The sequence below is a fragment of the Paenibacillus sp. FSL R7-0210 genome, from assembly GCF_038009085.1.
GTDB lineage: Bacteria > Bacillota > Bacilli > Paenibacillales > Paenibacillaceae > Paenibacillus_AQ > Paenibacillus_AQ silagei.
Genome location: NZ_JBBPAR010000001.1, coordinates 448,153 through 465,241, shown reverse-complemented (window position 1 = coordinate 465,241; position 17,089 = coordinate 448,153). Strand labels below are relative to the sequence as shown.

Genomic DNA, 17,089 nt, shown 5'->3' with positions numbered 1-17,089 from the left:
TAGCTAACAATTAGGCACAGGAGGAGGAGCACGACGAACATGATGACGAGCCGCAGGTGGAAGAGCTGCCGCTGCCGCTGGATGCCGCCGTTGACGGAATAGCCTCCACTTGATCAAGTTCAATCAGTTCCAGGTCCAGTGCTTCCAGTTCTTTATTTAAATCTTTCATTATTTATCATCCTTTTCATAATTAGTATTTTATTATCATTGCGATACTGTTACTCTTAAGCACAGGAAGAAGAGCACGACGAGCATGAGGACGAACCGCAGGTAGAGGAGCTGCCGCTGCCGCTGGTTGCGGCTGTTGACGGAATAGCTTCCACTTGCTCAAGTTCAATCAGTTCCAGGTCCAGATCTTCCAGTTCTTTATTTAAATCCTTCATTTTTTCATCATCCTTTTCATAAAATTAGTGGTTAAGTATTCTTGTGAATCTGTCTGTCTTACGCGCAGGAAGAGGAACACGACGAACATGACGATGATCCGCAAGTGGATGAACTGCCGCTGCCGCTGGTTGCGGCTGTCGATGGAATAGCTTCCACCTGATCGAGTTCAATCAGCTCCAGGTCGAGATCTTCAAGCTCTTTATCGAATGATTTCATAGGTTACTTCACCTCCTTCAGTCCGTCCGGAATGCTGCTTACAGGCGCTCCGTTTCAGTGGTTATTGTCTTTCTGAAGTAAGAGTATCACAGCTTATTCAAGCCTTCACCGACTACCATTCCAGTAATTCCCACAAATAAATTGCGGTACGGCTGCAGGTTTTTTGCGGGTTAACCTGCTGATTCAGGTGTCAATACTGATAAAGCTCAACAAAAATATCCATAAGGGGAAGAAGACAATGAAGGAAGACGGAAGACAAGTACGGGGCAGAAGCTATCTGAATAAAAGAGTGTGCGGATTGTGGCTGATCTGGGTGGCCGCCATCCTGTTTGCGGGGCTGCTTGCGGGGGGAGCGCAGCTGATCTCCATGCCGGTATTTTCACTCGGGTATATGGCCGGGTTTTTCTGGATCTTGACCGGTAAAGCGGTCAGCCGCAAGCTGTCCTACGGACCACAAACCGCCTTTCAGGGCAAAATGACGCTCTACTCTATCATTCTAATGTTCGTGATTATGGTGCTGGTAGGCGGTCCTCACTTCGGAGACGGCAATTATCGGATGGTCTGGCTGGGGGCTTTTTTGGCAATAGGTCTCCATTTCATTCCGATGGCCTGGGTGCATGGACGTTCCATGTTTCTGCTGGCTGTTCTGCTAAGCGCTAATGCTGTGGCCGGTATGGTCTGGCCGGAGCTGTCTTTTCACGCCTTGGTATATGCGGATCTTGCTGTCAAAGTGCTCTGGGGGACTCTACTCCTCTTGTCTGGCCGCCCGGCTGCTGCTGAACCGTTCGCAAGCTCTTCGAATATCGCCAATTAGCGGAAATAAAGTGGAGATTAAGTTAAAAGTTGTCTAGTGAACTCAGATAGCGTATAGTATATTCCCATGTTGGAAGGGAGAGATTACTATGCTGAACAGGATTGAATCATTTCAAGGCTCCAGGCATTTCCGTCTGCAATATGTTGCAGATAGCACCGTTGCAGCGGTTGCGGTTCCAGGCACAGGCTCACTCGCAAACGCGGCCATTATTGATCTGGGGGGACTCACTCTGGTGGTGGATACATTCGCTACGCTGGAGGCGGCTCAGGATTTGAAGGCTGCTGCTGAGCATCTCACAGGGAACCCTGTATCCTATGTAATCAACACACACTGGCATAGCGATCATACCACTGGCAATCAGGTGTTTGCGCCTGACGCACGGCTGATTTCCACATCAGAGACCCATGAGATCATGAATACATTCGCCAGAGACCGGGTAGCCCAGTACCAGAACAACAGAGAGAAGATGCTAGAAGCAATCGGAGAAGCTGAATTGCAATGCGAGCAGGAGACGGATACTAAGCTGCAGCAGGAAATGGCCTGGGAGAATGCAACGGACCGTGAATTTGTGAATATGCTGCCGCAGCTGGTGCATACGGTGCCGACGATAACTTTTGACCGGCAAATGACCATTCACGGCAGCAACCGCAGCGCGCAACTCATTACATATGGCGGAGGACACACACAAAGTGATGCCATTGTGTACCTCCCGGAAGATAAAATTGTCATCATCGGGGACCTCGTGCTCTCGAACCACCATCCGGTTCTGGCCAATGCTAACCCTCAGGAGTGGCTGCATATTCTGGAGCAGATTGAGCGGTTGGATGTGGAGACGATTATACCGGGGCATGGTGAAGTATGCTCCCTGCAACAGCTTCATGAGGTGAAGGGATACATAAGCAGAATGATCGCCATCGTGACCGAAGCCGTCCAGAATCAGCAGAGTATTGAAGAGATCGAAATACCCGAAGAATACCGGGCTTGGTACTTCACAACCTATTTCAAGACAAATTTGAATAAGCTGTATGACCTGATTACTGCATCAGGGGAGTAACAGAGAGTATTCGATGTACATCTTATAACCAGACGAGGCAAGAAAAGAGAGCATATCTCTTCTTTTCTTGCTTTTCTCTATGCAGGCTGTCCCTTCTTGAATACAAAACAGAGTGTATCTGCTTCCCCTATATATGTACTTAACTGAACAAGACAAGGAGAGCCGTGAAGATGTCCAGAATCATGATTGTGGAAGATGATCCGAAGATTGCAGATCTGCTGCACTCGGCTATTGAAAAATACGGGTATAAGGTATTCAGGGTCAGGGACTTTCGCCTGGTGCTGCAGGAATTCGAGGAGATGAGACCGGAGCTGGTTCTGCTTGATGTGAATCTGCCCAGCTATGACGGGTATTACTGGTGCCGGCAGATCCGCAGGGTCTCCACTTGTCCTGTGCTGTTCATCTCGGCGCGCGACGGTGAGATGGACCAGATCATGGCGCTTGAGAACGGAGGGGATGATTATATCACCAAGCCGTTCCATTCCGGAATTGTGCTTGCTAAGATCCACAGCCATCTCCGCCGGGCCTACGGGGAATATGCGGCTAAGCGCGAGGAGCTGGTGCTGGAGAAGGAAGGGCTGATGCTGTACCCTGAAAGGCTTGAACTGCAGTACGGGCAGGCGGTCGTGCCCCTTACCCGCAAGGAATCGGATCTCATCGAGAGTCTGATGGAGCGTTACCCGAGGGTTGCCAGCCGGGAAGCGCTGCTGGAGAAGCTATGGGACCCGCAGGCTTTTGTGGATGAGAATACGCTGAATGTGAATATCGCACGGGTCCGCAAGAAATTCCAGGAGCTGGGGATGGAGGATGCCGTGCTTACCGTCAGGGGTTCGGGATACCGGCTGAACAACAGCTGGTCAGAGGCGGAGTCATGAGGCTGTTTCTCCGTGAGCATGCGTTGTTATTGGCTGTGCAGATCGTGCAATTCGGCGCTATGCTGTCCATTTACTGGCTGGACGGCTACCGCGATCTGCCGACCGCGCTCTATGCGGTCTTCATAGGCTTCTTCTTCCTCAGCTGCTACTTAATCTACCAATATATCAGCAGGCGCCGTTATTATCTCCGCCTCAGCAGACCTCTGGAGACACTGGACGAATCCTTTCAGAAGCTGGAGAACCACCCTGTGTCCACAGCGCTGGAGCAGCTGCTGCACACCCAGTACGGCTACTATCAGCAGCAGCTGACGGCGGTGAAGCAGCAGCAGGAGCAGCATCTGACTTTTATAGACCAATGGGTCCATCAGATGAAGACGCCTTTGTCGGTCATAGAGCTGACCGTGCAGAATATGGACGAGCCGGAGTTTGCCAGCATCCGCGAGGAGCTGGAGCGTATGCGCAGCGGACTGCATACCGTGCTGTATATGGCCAGGCTGCGGGCTTTTGAGAAGGATTTCCACATCAAGCCTGTCGTCCTGCCGAAGCTGGTGAACGAGGTTGTCCATGATCACAGACGCCTGTTCATCCGCAGCCATGTTTATCCCGAGGTCCACGCCTCCGCTCCGGACATTACCGCCCAGACGGATGAGAAATGGCTGTTCTTCATGCTGTCGCAGATTATGAACAATGCCATCAAGTATTCAGCGGCGGCTAACACGGAGAACGGCCGGACAATCACTGTAGCCTGCTATCTCAGAGGAACGGATGCGGTCATTGAGGTCAAAGACCGGGGAATCGGGATTCAGGCGTCTGATCTCAAACGGGTATTCGACCCTTTCTTCACCGGCGGCAACGGGCGCGGACTGCGGGAGTCTACAGGAATGGGGCTGTATCTGACGAAGGAGTCCGCAGACCGTCTCGGACACCGGCTTGAGCTGGAATCGGCGGCCTGCGAGGGAACGGTGGTGCGGATTATTTTGACGGCGAATCCTTAGCTTACAGGCATGTAATAAAAGTGAAATCTAAATCGATGGCTGAGCTGCTGCCGTCTCCGGTATATTGGTTACAGAACAAGTGTGTTGCACACATAGAAGGGGAGTACAGCCATATGCTGGAGGTAAAAAAGGTCAGTAAAATCTATGAAGGAAACGTCGCCTACCGGGCCTTGACCGACATTGATTTAACCATTGCAGCCGGAGAATTCGTGGGGATAATGGGACCCTCGGGGAGCGGAAAAACCACTCTGCTGAATCTGATTGCCACAGTGGACGTTCCGACTACCGGAAGCATTAGGATTGATAACAAGGACACGGGCAAGCTGGACAAAAATGAGCTGGCGGTCTTCCGCCGCCGGGAGCTGGGGTTTGTGTTTCAGGATTTCAATCTGCTGAACACCCTGACTGTGGAGGAGAATATCGTGCTCCCGCTGACACTGGATGGGACCCGGGTCAGCGAAATGAAGCAAAAGGCCCGGGAGATTGCCGGAAAGCTGGGGATCAGCGCCATTATGAAAAAACGCACCTACGAGATCTCCGGCGGACAGGCCCAGCGGACAGCAATCGCCAGAGCCATGATTCATTCTCCGAAGCTGCTGCTGGCGGATGAGCCTACCGGCAATCTCGATTCCAAAGCCGCCAGGGATGTGATGGATCTGCTGGAAACGCTCAACCGTGAGCAGTCCGCGACGATGATGCTTGTTACCCATGATGCTGTAGCCGCCAGCTATTGTCACCGGGTCGTCTTCATTAAGGATGGCAGATTCTATACGGAGATTCACTGCGGGGATAACCGCCAGAGCTTTTTCCAGAAAATCATCGACACACTTTCGCTGTTAGGGGGATATAGCCATGACATTCCGCCAGTTCGCATTCCGTAATGTCACCCGGAACATGAGGCTATACACCGCCTATTTTCTCAGCAGCATGTTTACCGTGATGGTCTTCTTTACCTTTTCCATCTTTGCCTACCATCCGGTGCTGAGCGGGGACAATATTCAATCCAGTGCGGCTCTTGCGCTCTCGGTCTCCAAATGGGTGATCTATGTGTTCTCCTTCTTCTTCGTGCTCTATTCTATGAGTGCATTTCTGCAATCGCGGAAACGGGAATTCGGGCTGATGATGATGCATGGCATGACGGTCCGGCAGCTCCGGCGGATGATCTTTCTGGAGAATATGATCGTCGGGTCAGGCGCCACGCTCAGCGGCATCGGACTCGGCGTTATTTTTGCCAAGGGGATTCTGCTTGCCGGGGAGAATGTGCTTGCGCTGAATGAGCCGCTGCAATTCTATTTCCCCTTCAAGGCGATAGTACTGACGCTGATCTCCTTCCTGCTGCTGTTCGTCCTGATCTCCCTGTTTATCTCTACGGTGCTGCGCAGCGGCAAGCTGATTACGCTCATCCATTCAAACCGTCAGCCCAAGCCGGAGCCGAAGGCCTCGCTTCTGCTGTCGCTGCTGGTGGTAACACTGCTGGGAATCAGCTACTTCCTGTCTCTTCGGGCGAGCGGTCTGAGTGTGGTGCTGCTGCTCGCGCCGGTGGTCATTATGGTGTCAATCGGAACCTACCTGCTGTTCACACAGCTCAGTGTGTACCTGATCCGTAAGCTGAAGGCGCGTGAGCAGCTATTCTGGCGCAGAACCAATATGCTGCTACTCTCTGATCTGGCCTACCGGATGAAGGACAACGCGCGTTCCTTTTTCCTGGTCGCGATCATCTCTACTGTGTCCTTCAGCGCGATAGGAGCTTTATACGGCTTCCAGTCGATGATCAACGGAGCGCTGACACAGAAGAATCCCTATCTGTTCACCTATCAGTCCTTGGATGGAGACAGCAAGGCACAGGCCCATATACAGCTGATTGACGAGAGCCTGGGCAGAGCCGGGATTGCCGCCGAGAAAACAGGTCTGGAGCTTAACGATTATAAGGCTACGGATGGCAGCCGGACACTGGTTCTGGTGAAGCAATCCGAATATAACCATGTAGCCGAGCTGCTGGGGCTAAATCCCATCCGGCTTACCGCAGGGAAAGCAGCCGTTGTAGATTTCGGCCTGTCCCGCGAGGGAGAAGAAATGCTCAACCAGCCAGTCGAGCTGCAGTCAGGAATCGTCATCGAGGCGGACCAGGCTATCGTATCTTGGGCGGTGCGGGGAGTCAGCGGTTATTACGTCGTCCCCGATGAATGGATCGGCAAGCTTGGACAGCCGCTCAAAGTGAGCCGGTATTATGCATGGCACGGAGCGATTGGACAGCCGGGCGCAGAGAAGGCAGGCGCAAAGCTGACGAATGAGCTTCCTTATGATGAGCAGTATACTTTCTATGCACTCGAGTATTTAACCTCCAAGACGAATGACGGCTTTGGCCCCGTGATGTTCATCGGTTTTTTTGTCGGGATCGTATTTTTTGTCTCTGCCGGCAGCTTTCTCTATTTCCGGCTGTACAGCGATCTGGATGAGGACAAGCAGAAGTTCAGGGCCATCTCCAAGCTGGGGCTGAGTGACAAAGAGCTTCGCCGGATATTGAACCGCCAGCTCAGCCTGCTCTTCTTCGCGCCGATCGTGGTCGCCCTTATCCATGGAGCCGTTGCCCTTACAGCGTTGTCGCATATGTTCCAGTACTCCATATTCAGGGAGTCCCTGCTTGTGCTGGGCCTGTTCTTCGTCATTCAGGTGATCTACTTCTTCATAGTCCGCCTGTTCTACACGAGGCAGATCCGGTCGGCGCTGGCCGGATAAGACCGGTAGCGCAAGGCAAAGAAGCCGCCCCGTAAGGGAGCGGCTTCTTGCTGTATCCATGGTCTATTCCAGCTGGACCCGTGGTCTATTCTAACTGCACCCGTTCGGATTCTGCGCAAGCAGCGCCCGCCCTCCGTTACGGCAGAACCGAGAAGGTGATATCGTCGAACAGCATATAAGCGAAGCCGCTGGTATAGAAGCCGACCTTGCCGGACGGGCGGTGGTTCGGATCGCTGCCGGAGAGCCTTGGCGAACCATTCACAGATACGGCGATATCTCCGCCTCTCACCGTTACCTTCACATCATATTCCGTATCCGGCAGCAGGTCATGCCCCGGCAGTACACTCTCGGTAAGCTTCTGCCACGCTGTATCATACAGGATCCAGGAGGAAGATCCGTCTGCCCGGGTCCGGTAGCCGATCCGGGTGGAGCCGGAGCTGTCCTGGCGGTCGAAGATGTACAGGATGCCGTTATCCGGCATCACGGACGGCGTCTTCAGCTTGAACTCCAGCTGATAATCCGTGAAGCTGCGGTCGAGCAGGCCTGACGCGCCGTTCAGCAGCTTATAGCGGCGGTTGCCGTCCGGATCAGCGGCGATGCTGCGGTTAGGGTCCACCGGCCAGCCGTTGCCCCCGTTCTCGAAGTCCGTCTCATGCATAATATTAGAGACGGTGACGGTAATATCCGCCTTGATGAGCGGATTCACCGTAGACACCGCCGAGATGACCGTCTGCCCCTCGTATACGGCATGCACAACGCCCGTATTGTCCACCGTAGCGACCGCCGGGTTGGCCGACTGCCAGGTCACGCCTGTATCCGGCGTATCGGAAGGATCGAAGGCCACCTGCAACGGCCGCTGCTCCCCTGCGGCCAGACGCACCGCGCTCTCCGCCGGAATAATCCCGGCCAGCGTAGTCGTCAGAGCCTTGAACTGAATGTCATCGAAGTGCATCTGGCTGACATTGCTGACGTAGAAGCCGACTTTGCCCTCTGCATTGTGTCCCGGATCATTGCCCTTCAAGCGGAAGGCTCCGTCCAGATAGACGCTGATATCGCCGCCCTTCACAAGCATTTTGACACTGTATTCCGTATCCGGCTGCAGGTCATGCCCCGGCAGCTTGACTTCCTTCAGCACCGTCCAGGCCGAATTGTACAGTAGCCACGCAGAGCTGCCGTCCGCCCGGGTCTTGTAGCCGACCCGGCTGGAGCCGCTCCCGGCCTGACGGTCGAAGATATACAGGGTCGCATTATTCCCCATCACCTCCGGCGTCTTCAGCCTGAAGCTCAGCTCATAGTCGGAGAAGGTCTTGGCACTGAGCGATGAAGCCCCGTTCAGCACCTTGTACCAGCGGTTCGTGCCAATCTTCTCAATGCTGCGGTTGGCATCCTGCTGCCAGCCGTTCGCACCGGATTCGAAATCCGTGAAATCCATCACGCCGTCGCCGGCCTCCACATGAACCGTGACCGTGGCGGTCAGCAGCGGATTCTCTGCCGAGGCTACCGTAATGACCGTGCTGCCGACCGACTGGCCGGTAACATTACCTGCGCCGTCCACTGCCGCGATGGCGGGATCGGCCGAAGTGAAGGTCAGGGCGGGATGATCCGCATTCCACGGAAGCACCGCCGTGCGCAGCTTCACCGTTTTCCAGCGGTCCACGGTTATTTCATTGTCATAGACGGCAACTCCCTGCACGGGATAGCTGTCCGGACTGGTTGTCGTGCCCGCCCTGCCGTCAACGCCGATATCGTTAAACGGAATGTCAGGGAAGCCGGGAATGGCACCAAAGACATCCGCATCCGGCCGCAGCGACAGATCGCCTCCCGCCAGGTCGGTGAAGCCGGGATCTGCGGCAGTCACCCAGTTATTCGCATACTGGACCAGTCCGAACTTGTCGTAGGCCCCGTACACATTGGTCGTTACGCTGCGCGGAACCGACGGGTTGTAGACGACATTCCCCTGGAACGTATTGGTGTCGGGATAATACCGGTTCTCCGTGAAGAAATCCGCCAGCTCGGGATACTTGGTCATATAAGGGGTGCCGGTGAAATTATTGTTCGCCGCGAACAGCGCCTGCCACTTCGGCATGTAGTTGAGCGGCACCTGATCATCCGGCTCGTCGCCCAGGAACATATCCGCATAATCATAAGGAATCTTGCTGTCGATGAAGATATTGTTGCGGGTCAGGATATGGGATCCGCCGTTATTTTTAATCGCCGAATTGCCCATCTTGTAGAAAATATTCTCGTCAATGGTCAGTCCCATCGTGAAGTTGTCAGGGTATACCCCTTCTACTCCGGCTTTGCTCTCGCCGATGTTATGGAAATAATTGCGCCGGATGACCGTCCCACGCTCATGGGGCTGCTCCCCCGCATTCATATAGATCGCGCCGAGATCTGAGAAGGTGGTGCATACGTCATAGATCTCGTTATACTCCACGGTATGGTCATTGCCGAAGATCAGCACACCGGGATGGGGCGCGTCATGCAGCTCATTGTTCGACATGCGGTTACCGACGCCGGATAGCAGCACGCCGGGATTATAGGCTTTGTGATAGTAGGCAAAATCGTGGATATGCGAATTCTCCACCACATTGTTCCCGGGCGCAAGCGTTGTCTTGTTCCCTCCTGTCAGCGTGACGGCAGTGCCGCCGATATGATGGATATGGCTGCTGATAATGGCATGGTCCGTACCCGGCGCCCCTTCAAAATTATTGTAGTAGAACCGGCTCTGCGTATTGACCAGCACCCCGCTGTTGGTGAAGTTACGGATCTCGCTGTTCAGGATACGCATATGACTGCCGCCCATGAATACGGCTGCTGAATCACGGCCGTTCTCCAGAATAAGCTCGGAGAAGTCGATGTACGAAGCATTCAGTGCGTTAATCATCGGACTCTTCAGCATTGTGACTTCAATATCGGGATTCGCGGCAGCGAACTCGGCGTTCGGCAGGAAATACAGCTTGCCGGCCGGGCGGTCGATATAATATTCGCCGGGCATATCGATTTCCTCCAGCAGATTCTGCGCGAAGTGGAAGTCAGGGTACCAGTTCTTGAAGATGCCGCTCATCTCCCCGTAGCGGAGGGTGATGCTCTTAGCGGCCGTATCGATGGAAGCAATCTTATTGTACGACCATTCCCAGCTATAGCCGAAAATCCCGTCCAGCCAGATATCGTCTGCCTGCGTCCAGTACTGGGGCCGGTCATAGGTATAGGTGAAGGTGCCCCCGCGCGTATGCACTTCCCCGTTCGGGTCCTTCCGGGTCGGACCGGGATCAAGGATTTCATCCATCTGGACGGTGCTCTCATTGGGCCAGCGGGCCAGGGTCATGCCCTGCCCGGCCACATACAGCTCCATCGGCGGCACCTCGCTGAGATCATTGGCCAGATAATAGCCGTGGCGGCTGAGCTGGCCGTAATCGGTGATGCCCAGTGCTCCCAGATCTGCGGCCAGCACCTTCGTTCTCGCCTCCGGGCTGATGATCCGGCCGAGAATGGCCGGATCCGTGACCGGAACGAATGCCGATTTGGCCAGCTGGCGGGAGCCTGACAGCGTAACCGACTCCCCCGGATAGGCCGTGTACGTGACCGGTTTGCCGGCTTCGCCCGAATCCTGCTCCCGCAGCTCGAAGCTGGACGTCCGTTCATACCTGCCTTCACGCAGATACACCGTGACGCCGCCTTCCGGCAGTCCCTCCTCCGCTTTGAGCGTCCGGATGGTATCGCGTGCTTTCTCAAGCGTCAGAAATGGGGCATTCAGCGTCCCGGCATTGGAATCGCTTCCATTATTAGCCACATAAAATGCGGTCCCGGACAACACCTCCTCCGCATGTACAGGGGACGCAAACGGAGTAGAGGGATTGAGCGTGAACAGCAGACTGGCCGCAAGTGCCGCAAGCAAACGTTTTTTCACCAAGGCTCCTCTTCCTTTCAACGTGGGATGTAGGGGCTTACTTCTTCAGACCTTTATCCTTAAGGAATTGTTCAAATTGTTTGGTGACTTCAGCCACGTATTTCTCTTCGCCCGCTTCCTTCAGCTTGCCGTACAGCGCAGGCCAGGTTTCTTCGAAATCAAGCGTTCCAGTCACGAGTCCGCGTTTGTATTCTCCCCACACAGCGTTCAGGTTGGCAATCTCCGTATTCACCGGCTCGGAATTGAATTTGAAGACACCTGCAGGATTAACCTCGGAACTCGAGTTGATCTTCTTGGTCTCTTCCCAGACATTCTCCGGCTGTCCTTCCTTCAGATACGAGTTGAATACGCTTCCGAATACCCAGTCCATGTTCGGCAGATAACGGGAGTCCGCTTTGGCCTTGATGTACTCCCCGTCCGCCTTGTCATAATGTTCACCGGCAATCCCGTTACAGAGCAGATTGTACAGCTCCTTGTCGGTATTCACCAGATTCAGGAACATCATGGCACGCTCCGGATTAGGGGCGGTACGGCTGATGGATTGGTTGGTAGTGGCCGAATAGCCGTTGGAGAACCAGTCGCTGAGCGGAACCGTAATGACCTCGTTGCCGCCGTTTTTGGCCTTGACCTCCGCTTCCACGCCCGGCTTCAGCGTCACGTTGAAATCGACGGCAATTTGGCCTTTGGCGAGGTAATCATTCGCTTTTTCGGTAGCGGCATCCTTGTAAATATAGCCCTCCTTATACCATTTGCTGGCCAGCCGGAAATTGTCCAGCTCTTCTTCCGGATAGCGCTGGAGCGTATACGTAGGATCATCGGTTTTGATATAGAAATGGTCATCCAGACCGGGAACTACCCAGTACTTGTCGTCATGCGACTGCGGATTGATGAAGGAAGTGCCGAATACGCCAAACGGAATGATATCCGGCTCGTTCTGCTTAATCTGGGCCAGGAAAGGCTCGATGTCTTCTATTTTTTTGATGGAAGCGGTATCAAGATTATACTTGTCGGCAAAACGCTTCTGGATGATAAATCCGTAACGGGAGCCGTTGATCTGCTGGTTCGGGATACCGTAAATCTCCCCGTCCACCGAGAGGCCGTCCCACATCACCTGCGGCACCTCCGCCTTCAGCTCCGGCGCGTATTCCTCCAGCAGCTTATCCATCGGCTGAATCGCGCCCTTGCGCACCAGCTCTTCCGGCTTCAGCATGTAGCCGGTCCAGAGAATATCGAACTTCTCGCCTGCCGCAAGCACCGTGTTCATCTTCTGCACATAATCCCCGATCGCTACAGGCATCAGCTTGACGGTGGCATTGATCTTCGCCTTCGTAATCTTGTTGACTTCCTCCTGCACCTTATCCTGGTCTGCCTGAAGCTGGGACAGCGGATAATACCAGGTCAGCTCGACCGGCTTCAGCTCGCCATCCTTCCCGCCTTCCGCAGCCGCACTTTGCGTTGCCTCCGCTCCGCTTCCTTCCGTACCTTTAGCGGCATTACCGTTGCCGCCGTTATTGTTCCCTCCGCAGCCTGACAGCACGGATGCAGCCAGCAATACGGATGCCAAAACGCCAACCAGCCCTTTTTTCATGTAAGTGACCTCCTGTACTTAGTACATGTAATGTATGTTAACCCTTTAGGGAGCCAACCGTAAGCCCTTTGACGAAAAACCGCTGAAAAAACGGGAAAATCACCAGCATCGGCCCGCCGGCCAGTACGGCAATTGCCATCCGTGCCGAACTGTTGGGGAAGCTGCTCAGATCAATGCCAAGCTGCCCGGTAAATTCAGAGTTCGTCGTGAGAAACTCGATGCTGTTGAGCGTCCGCACCAGCAGAAGCTGCAGCGGCACCTTGTTCGGATCATCAATGTAGAGCATCGCGTTAAACCATTCGTTCCAGTAGGTGAAGGAAATCAGCAGGCCCAGAGTAGCCAGCGCAGGCGTTGAGAGCGGCAGGATGATCCGGAAGAAAATACGGAATTCCCGTGCGCCGTCGATTTTGGCCGATTCGATGATCTCCAGCGGGATCTTGGACATGAAGCCCTTCATGACCATAATGTTGAACGGCGACAGCAGAATGGGCAGAATCAGCGCCAGCAGGCTGTCCTTCAGATGCAGATATTGCGTAATCAGAATGTAGGAAGGAACGAGCCCCCCGCTGAACAGCATGGTGAAAAATACATAAAAAGTCGTCGCCCGGTTATACCGGTAATCCTGCCTTGAAATCACGTATGCCGTCATCGCGGTCAGCAGCAGCCCGGTCAGCGCGCCGATGATGGTTATCGTGAAGGTCACGCCATAGGCCCGGAGCAGGATGTCAGGCGCGTCCAGCAGATAGCGGTAGGCATCCAGACTGAAGGACTCGGGGATGAACTGGTACCCGTTTGCAGTCAGCGACTTTTCATCCGTCAGCGAGACTGCGATGACCAGCACAAACGGCAGAATGACCACCAGCGACAGCACCGTAAACAGCAGATTAATGAACAGCTTGGAAAATTCGAATGTTTTGCCCATGCTCAGGGCACCTCCTTACCACAGGGAATTATCGGGATCGACCTTGCGCACAATCCCGTTGGCCGTCAGCACCAGCACCAGACCGACCACCGACTGGTAGAAGCCTGTAGCCGCAGACATGCTTACATTGCCGACTTCACGCAGCGCGCGGTACACATAGGTATCAATGATGTCAGTAGAGCCGTAGAGAAAGCCCGAGTTGTTCGGGATGAAATAATGCAGGCCGAAGTCGCCGCGGAACATATTGCCGATAGACAGGATCAGCATAATGATGATGATCGGGGCCATCAGGGGAATCGTGATTTTGAAGGCCATCTGCCGCTTGGTCGCCCCGTCGATCCGCGCCGCCTCGTAATATTCGCTGTTAATGCCGATAATGCCGGCAAAATAAATCAGCGTGTTGAACCCCACCACCTTCCATAGCTGGACCAGAATAAGTATCACCGGCCACGGCCCGGCATCCTGGTACCAGCTCACCGGGTTCAGCCCGAAGGATTCGAGGGTGCGGTTGATAAATCCGTCCGAATGGTTCAGGAAGGCGTACGCCACATAACCTACAAGCACCCAGGACAGGAAATGCGGCAGAAACAGGGCCGTCTGGTAGAACTTGCTCCATTTCGCCTTGATTTCGTTCATCAGAATCGCCAGCAGCAGCGCTGCCGAGGTCCCCACCAGAATGTACGCGGTATTATATAGAACCGTATTACGGGTGATCCGCCACGCCGTATCCGTAGTGAATAAGTAACGGAAATTGTCCAGTCCCACCCACTTGCTGCCGAAGATCCCGAGATCGTACCTGTAGTTCTTGAAGGCGATAATCAGGCCGATCATTGGAATATAGGCAAAAATCAATTTGTACAGCAGTCCCGGCAGCGAGAGCAGAAACAGCTCCCGGTTGTTCCGGAAATGGTGAAGCTCCCTTCCGATCCAGGTCTTTTTGCGCGTTGCCGCAGGCGCACCCGGACTTGCTTGTTGTTCCGCCAGTGGAACCTTATTCAACATAACCAAAGCCCCTTCCTTTCCTTCCTTAGCTGCAGCTGTCTGCCTGTGTCCCAGGCTTTGCACGACTAACATAGCGCAGAACCAGGCCACTGCGTTACTGTACAATTGCAAGATTGCTGTAGATCCGGGCTGTATTGTTGCCAGATTCCTGCTCCGGCCGGGCCGTGGCATGCATCGCGCAGCAAAAAGCCCGCTATAGGAACAATGTCCATTAGCGGGCCTGGCTTAAGGCTGAAAACCCTGTTTATTGGCTTGATTTATTTGCTGCGGTCAATGGCCGATTTCAGGCGGTATTCCTTCGGCGTGGTGCCGTAGCGGCGTTTGAACAGGCGGTAGAAATAGCTTTCATTCCCGAACCCGACCTTCTCCATAATCTCTGTCACGGTCAGGTCCTTCTGCTCCAGATACTCTCTGGCGCAGGCCAGGCGGGCTGCGTTGATCTGATCAACCACCGTCGTTCCTTCCTGCGCCTTAAATACCTGGCCCAGATAGACGGAGCTCATCTTGAGCATGTCGGCGATGCGCTGCACATTAAGGTCAGGATCGGCGTAATGCTTATCAATAATTTCCTTCACGGTCTCCGCCAGCAGCCTGTTCTTATCCTCGCGCCCGCTCCGCCGCTGCTCAGCGACCTCACGCACCACCTCCAGGAGCACAGCCTCGATCTCATCCAGCGTTTCCTTTTCCAGAATACGGCGGTTGACGGCCTGCAGGTTGACCGAGACCGGGTTGACGTTGCGGCTGTTCATCTCGCCAAGCGTGTTGCTTAGCGTAACCGCAAGATGCAGCACCGCAGAGAACATATTCTCGTAGCTGAAGCTGCCCAGCAGCTCCCTCCATTTGCGGATCGTCTGCTCCGTCTCTGCCAGAACCCCGCCTTTCAGTCCCTCCGTCAGCTGCCGTTCCAGCTCCTGCGGGATGCGCAGGGATTCATTTGCCTCATTCTCCCGGAGCATCCCCGGCTCAAGCACCGCCCCCTTGCCGTAGATCATCCGGTAGCCGGAGTGGCGGATGGCCAGATTGTAATGCCGGGTGATGTCGCGGTAATCCGTGAACACTTCGCTCAGCGTAACCGTGAAGGTAATATGGTAATAGTTTCCGATCGTCTGCTGAAGCTCCCTGAACCGTTCCTCCAGCTTCGCCAGTTCCCTGTCGTCACTCCCAGCAATAAAGACCAGATGGCCGCTCTTCATATCGGCCGCTTCACAAGTGCCTTCCAGCCGCAGCTGCTCCTGGCCGATGTTAGCAATGGCGAAATACAGCAGGGACTCCATCGGCAGCCCCGGTTCGGCGGCAAGCCCCTGCAGATTATCAATCTGCACCAGCGCCAGACGGAGCGGAGACGGATAAGCGATGTCAATGCCATGCTGCTCCCTGAGCTGCCTGAAGGCAGCCTCATCCATGCTGTGGCTGGACCCGATCAGGCTGCGCAGCTGATAGAGCTTGGCAATATTCGACTGCGAGGCCCGCTCCAGCTCAAGCCCCTTCAGCTTGCTGATCATCTCGGTCACATTGGCCGCAATCAGCGACAGCTCATCCTTCGCCTGCGGAGTGCCGTGCGCCTCCTGCGGCACCAGCGTCAGCAGCTGGCCGACCGGCTTATACAGCCGCACCGCAAAGAACACGGACAACAGCACGGCCAGCAGAACAACAGACAGCGTAACCGCGATTTCCGTCCATTTCATCTGCCGGACGCTGCCCAGCACAACATCGTAATCCTGCATGCTGACAATCTGCCAGTTGTTCAGCGCTTTGCTCAGATAAGTGACCTTATACTTCCTGTCTTCATGAGTATAATTGAAGGAATCCAGCGGCTTGCCCGAGGCGCTGATCCGCGGCAGCAGCTCACCCCTGATATTCAGCCCGGCAGGAAGCAGGCCGTCCGTAGAAATAAGCACCTCACCCTCGCTGTCCGTTACGAACAGGACATCATTCTGCCGCTCGGCCACCTGGTTAAGCGCTTTCATATTATCCAGCATCCACCCCGGCTTCACCGTCAATATCAGCACGTTGTCATTGATTGAACCCAGCGACTCCCCGTCATACAGGAAGAAGGCAAAGACGTCTATGCCCCCGCCCTTTCCGTCAAGGTCCAGGGGAATCAGCTGCAGCTTGGGCAGATCCGCCCGGGAGCCCATGTAACCCTTCAGGGAATCGTACAGAACGCGGTTATCAATCTCATGATTCAGCGACGAGAAGAACCGGTGCTGGGCGCCGTTATAGAACACGGCAGCGTGCAGATAAGGGGAAGCCGCCACGGTATGATTCAGGCGCTCGATCTTGAGAATGCTCTGCCTGTAATCCGCACCTGACTTCAGGGCCAGCAGCTCCTCATCATTGTATAGAGATACGGCCAAATCCTTAACGATGCCGTTCATGTTCTCTATGTTGTAATTAATCTGGGTCAGCAGCTTGCGGTCTGCCTCGTTCTGCAGGCTGAGCACCTTGCTGCGGGCACCCGAGTTCACAAACAGCGAAGCGGCCGCCAGTGTGGCCACAACAAGCATGAAGCTGAGCAGAATCCGCTGTAAATATTTGCGCGAGCGGATTGTCTGAAGTATATTCATGGTCCTCTCTCCCGGCTCTTAGGGTG

The 17,089-nt window shown here is 54.5% G+C and carries 14 protein-coding genes; 6 read left to right on the top strand and 8 right to left on the bottom strand.

What is annotated here, in order from left to right:
- Positions 1 to 10: 10 nt before the first annotated feature.
- The 3 genes from MKY64_RS02120 to MKY64_RS02110 are packed head-to-tail and all read right to left on the bottom strand — an operon-like array spanning position 11 to position 600.
- The gene (locus MKY64_RS02120; protein ID WP_036732412.1) at positions 11 to 169 is read right to left on the bottom strand and encodes a thiazolylpeptide-type bacteriocin; all 159 of its coding nucleotides are present in this window, start codon (positions 167 to 169) and stop codon (positions 11 to 13) included.
- A 55-nt stretch (positions 170 to 224) separates the two neighbouring features.
- Positions 225 to 383, bottom strand: a complete 159-nt coding sequence (locus MKY64_RS02115; RefSeq protein ID WP_036732414.1) for a thiazolylpeptide-type bacteriocin — start codon at positions 381 to 383, stop codon at positions 225 to 227.
- A gap of 58 nt (positions 384 to 441) precedes the next feature.
- Entirely contained in the window at positions 442 to 600 is a 159-nt protein-coding gene (locus MKY64_RS02110; RefSeq protein ID WP_081751417.1) for a thiazolylpeptide-type bacteriocin, read from the bottom strand.
- 238 nt (positions 601 to 838) lie between these two features.
- Between MKY64_RS02110 and MKY64_RS02105 the strand changes: the two genes are divergently transcribed.
- From MKY64_RS02105 to MKY64_RS02080, 6 genes are all read left to right on the top strand, one after another.
- Positions 839 to 1,414, top strand: coding sequence for a DUF6609 family protein (locus tag MKY64_RS02105; RefSeq protein ID WP_340950674.1), 576 nt, complete (start codon positions 839 to 841; stop codon positions 1,412 to 1,414).
- An 88-nt stretch (positions 1,415 to 1,502) separates the two neighbouring features.
- Positions 1,503 to 2,468, top strand: a complete 966-nt coding sequence (locus MKY64_RS02100; protein WP_340950672.1) for an MBL fold metallo-hydrolase — start codon at positions 1,503 to 1,505, stop codon at positions 2,466 to 2,468.
- A gap of 170 nt (positions 2,469 to 2,638) precedes the next feature.
- Entirely contained in the window at positions 2,639 to 3,343 is a 705-nt protein-coding gene (locus MKY64_RS02095) for a response regulator transcription factor (RefSeq protein ID WP_340950669.1), read from the top strand.
- Positions 3,340 to 4,338: a sensor histidine kinase gene (locus tag MKY64_RS02090; protein WP_340950668.1), complete on the top strand. Its 999-nt coding sequence runs from the start codon at positions 3,340 to 3,342 to the stop codon at positions 4,336 to 4,338. Before MKY64_RS02095 ends, MKY64_RS02090 begins: the two co-directional genes overlap by 4 nt.
- 113 nt (positions 4,339 to 4,451) lie before the next feature.
- Complete coding sequence (locus tag MKY64_RS02085) at positions 4,452 to 5,219, top strand: ABC transporter ATP-binding protein (RefSeq protein ID WP_340950666.1); 768 nt, start codon at positions 4,452 to 4,454, stop codon at positions 5,217 to 5,219.
- Positions 5,191 to 7,074 carry an ABC transporter permease gene (locus MKY64_RS02080; protein ID WP_340950664.1) on the top strand — a complete coding sequence of 628 codons (1,884 nt, stop codon included), beginning with the start codon at positions 5,191 to 5,193 and terminating at the stop codon, positions 7,072 to 7,074. The genes MKY64_RS02085 and MKY64_RS02080 overlap by 29 nt, the downstream gene beginning before the upstream one ends.
- Positions 7,075 to 7,210: 136 nt before the next feature.
- On the opposite strand, the gene MKY64_RS02075 is transcribed toward MKY64_RS02080, so the two are convergent.
- The 5 genes from MKY64_RS02075 to MKY64_RS02055 all read right to left on the bottom strand — a co-directional run bounded on the left by MKY64_RS02075 (position 7,211) and on the right by MKY64_RS02055 (position 17,063).
- A complete protein-coding gene (locus tag MKY64_RS02075; protein WP_340950662.1) occupies positions 7,211 to 10,984 on the bottom strand; it encodes an Ig-like domain-containing protein in 3,774 nt (1,257 codons plus the stop codon).
- Positions 10,985 to 11,021: 37 nt separating this feature from the next.
- Positions 11,022 to 12,572 (bottom strand): ABC transporter substrate-binding protein, encoded by a 1,551-nt coding sequence (locus tag MKY64_RS02070; RefSeq protein ID WP_340950660.1) that lies wholly within the window; start codon positions 12,570 to 12,572, stop codon positions 11,022 to 11,024.
- A 37-nt stretch (positions 12,573 to 12,609) separates the two neighbouring features.
- Entirely contained in the window at positions 12,610 to 13,494 is an 885-nt protein-coding gene (locus tag MKY64_RS02065; protein WP_036732429.1) for a carbohydrate ABC transporter permease, read from the bottom strand.
- Between the two features lie 15 nt (positions 13,495 to 13,509).
- The gene (locus MKY64_RS02060; RefSeq protein ID WP_051478672.1) at positions 13,510 to 14,496 is read right to left on the bottom strand and encodes an ABC transporter permease; all 987 of its coding nucleotides are present in this window, start codon (positions 14,494 to 14,496) and stop codon (positions 13,510 to 13,512) included.
- Between the two features lie 257 nt (positions 14,497 to 14,753).
- On the bottom strand, positions 14,754 to 17,063 hold the full coding sequence (locus MKY64_RS02055; RefSeq protein WP_340950657.1) for a helix-turn-helix domain-containing protein: 2,310 nt from the start codon (positions 17,061 to 17,063) through the stop codon (positions 14,754 to 14,756).
- Between the last annotated feature and the right edge of the window lie 26 nt (positions 17,064 to 17,089).

Coding starts and splice junctions, on each gene's coding strand:
- MKY64_RS02080 (WP_340950664.1), top strand. CDS start 5,191: ATGACATTCCGCCAGTTCGCATTCCGTAATGTCACCCGGAACATGAGG.
- MKY64_RS02110 (WP_081751417.1), bottom strand. CDS start 600: ATGAAATCATTCGATAAAGAGCTTGAAGATCTCGACCTGGAGCTGATT.
- MKY64_RS02095 (WP_340950669.1), top strand. CDS start 2,639: ATGTCCAGAATCATGATTGTGGAAGATGATCCGAAGATTGCAGATCTG.
- MKY64_RS02065 (WP_036732429.1), bottom strand. CDS start 13,494: ATGGGCAAAACATTCGAATTTTCCAAGCTGTTCATTAATCTGCTGTTT.
- MKY64_RS02115 (WP_036732414.1), bottom strand. CDS start 383: ATGAAGGATTTAAATAAAGAACTGGAAGATCTGGACCTGGAACTGATT.
- MKY64_RS02085 (WP_340950666.1), top strand. CDS start 4,452: ATGCTGGAGGTAAAAAAGGTCAGTAAAATCTATGAAGGAAACGTCGCC.
- MKY64_RS02090 (WP_340950668.1), top strand. CDS start 3,340: ATGAGGCTGTTTCTCCGTGAGCATGCGTTGTTATTGGCTGTGCAGATC.
- MKY64_RS02100 (WP_340950672.1), top strand. CDS start 1,503: ATGCTGAACAGGATTGAATCATTTCAAGGCTCCAGGCATTTCCGTCTG.
- MKY64_RS02060 (WP_051478672.1), bottom strand. CDS start 14,496: ATGTTGAATAAGGTTCCACTGGCGGAACAACAAGCAAGTCCGGGTGCG.
- MKY64_RS02055 (WP_340950657.1), bottom strand. CDS start 17,063: ATGAATATACTTCAGACAATCCGCTCGCGCAAATATTTACAGCGGATT.
- MKY64_RS02120 (WP_036732412.1), bottom strand. CDS start 169: ATGAAAGATTTAAATAAAGAACTGGAAGCACTGGACCTGGAACTGATT.
- MKY64_RS02070 (WP_340950660.1), bottom strand. CDS start 12,572: ATGAAAAAAGGGCTGGTTGGCGTTTTGGCATCCGTATTGCTGGCTGCA.
- MKY64_RS02105 (WP_340950674.1), top strand. CDS start 839: ATGAAGGAAGACGGAAGACAAGTACGGGGCAGAAGCTATCTGAATAAA.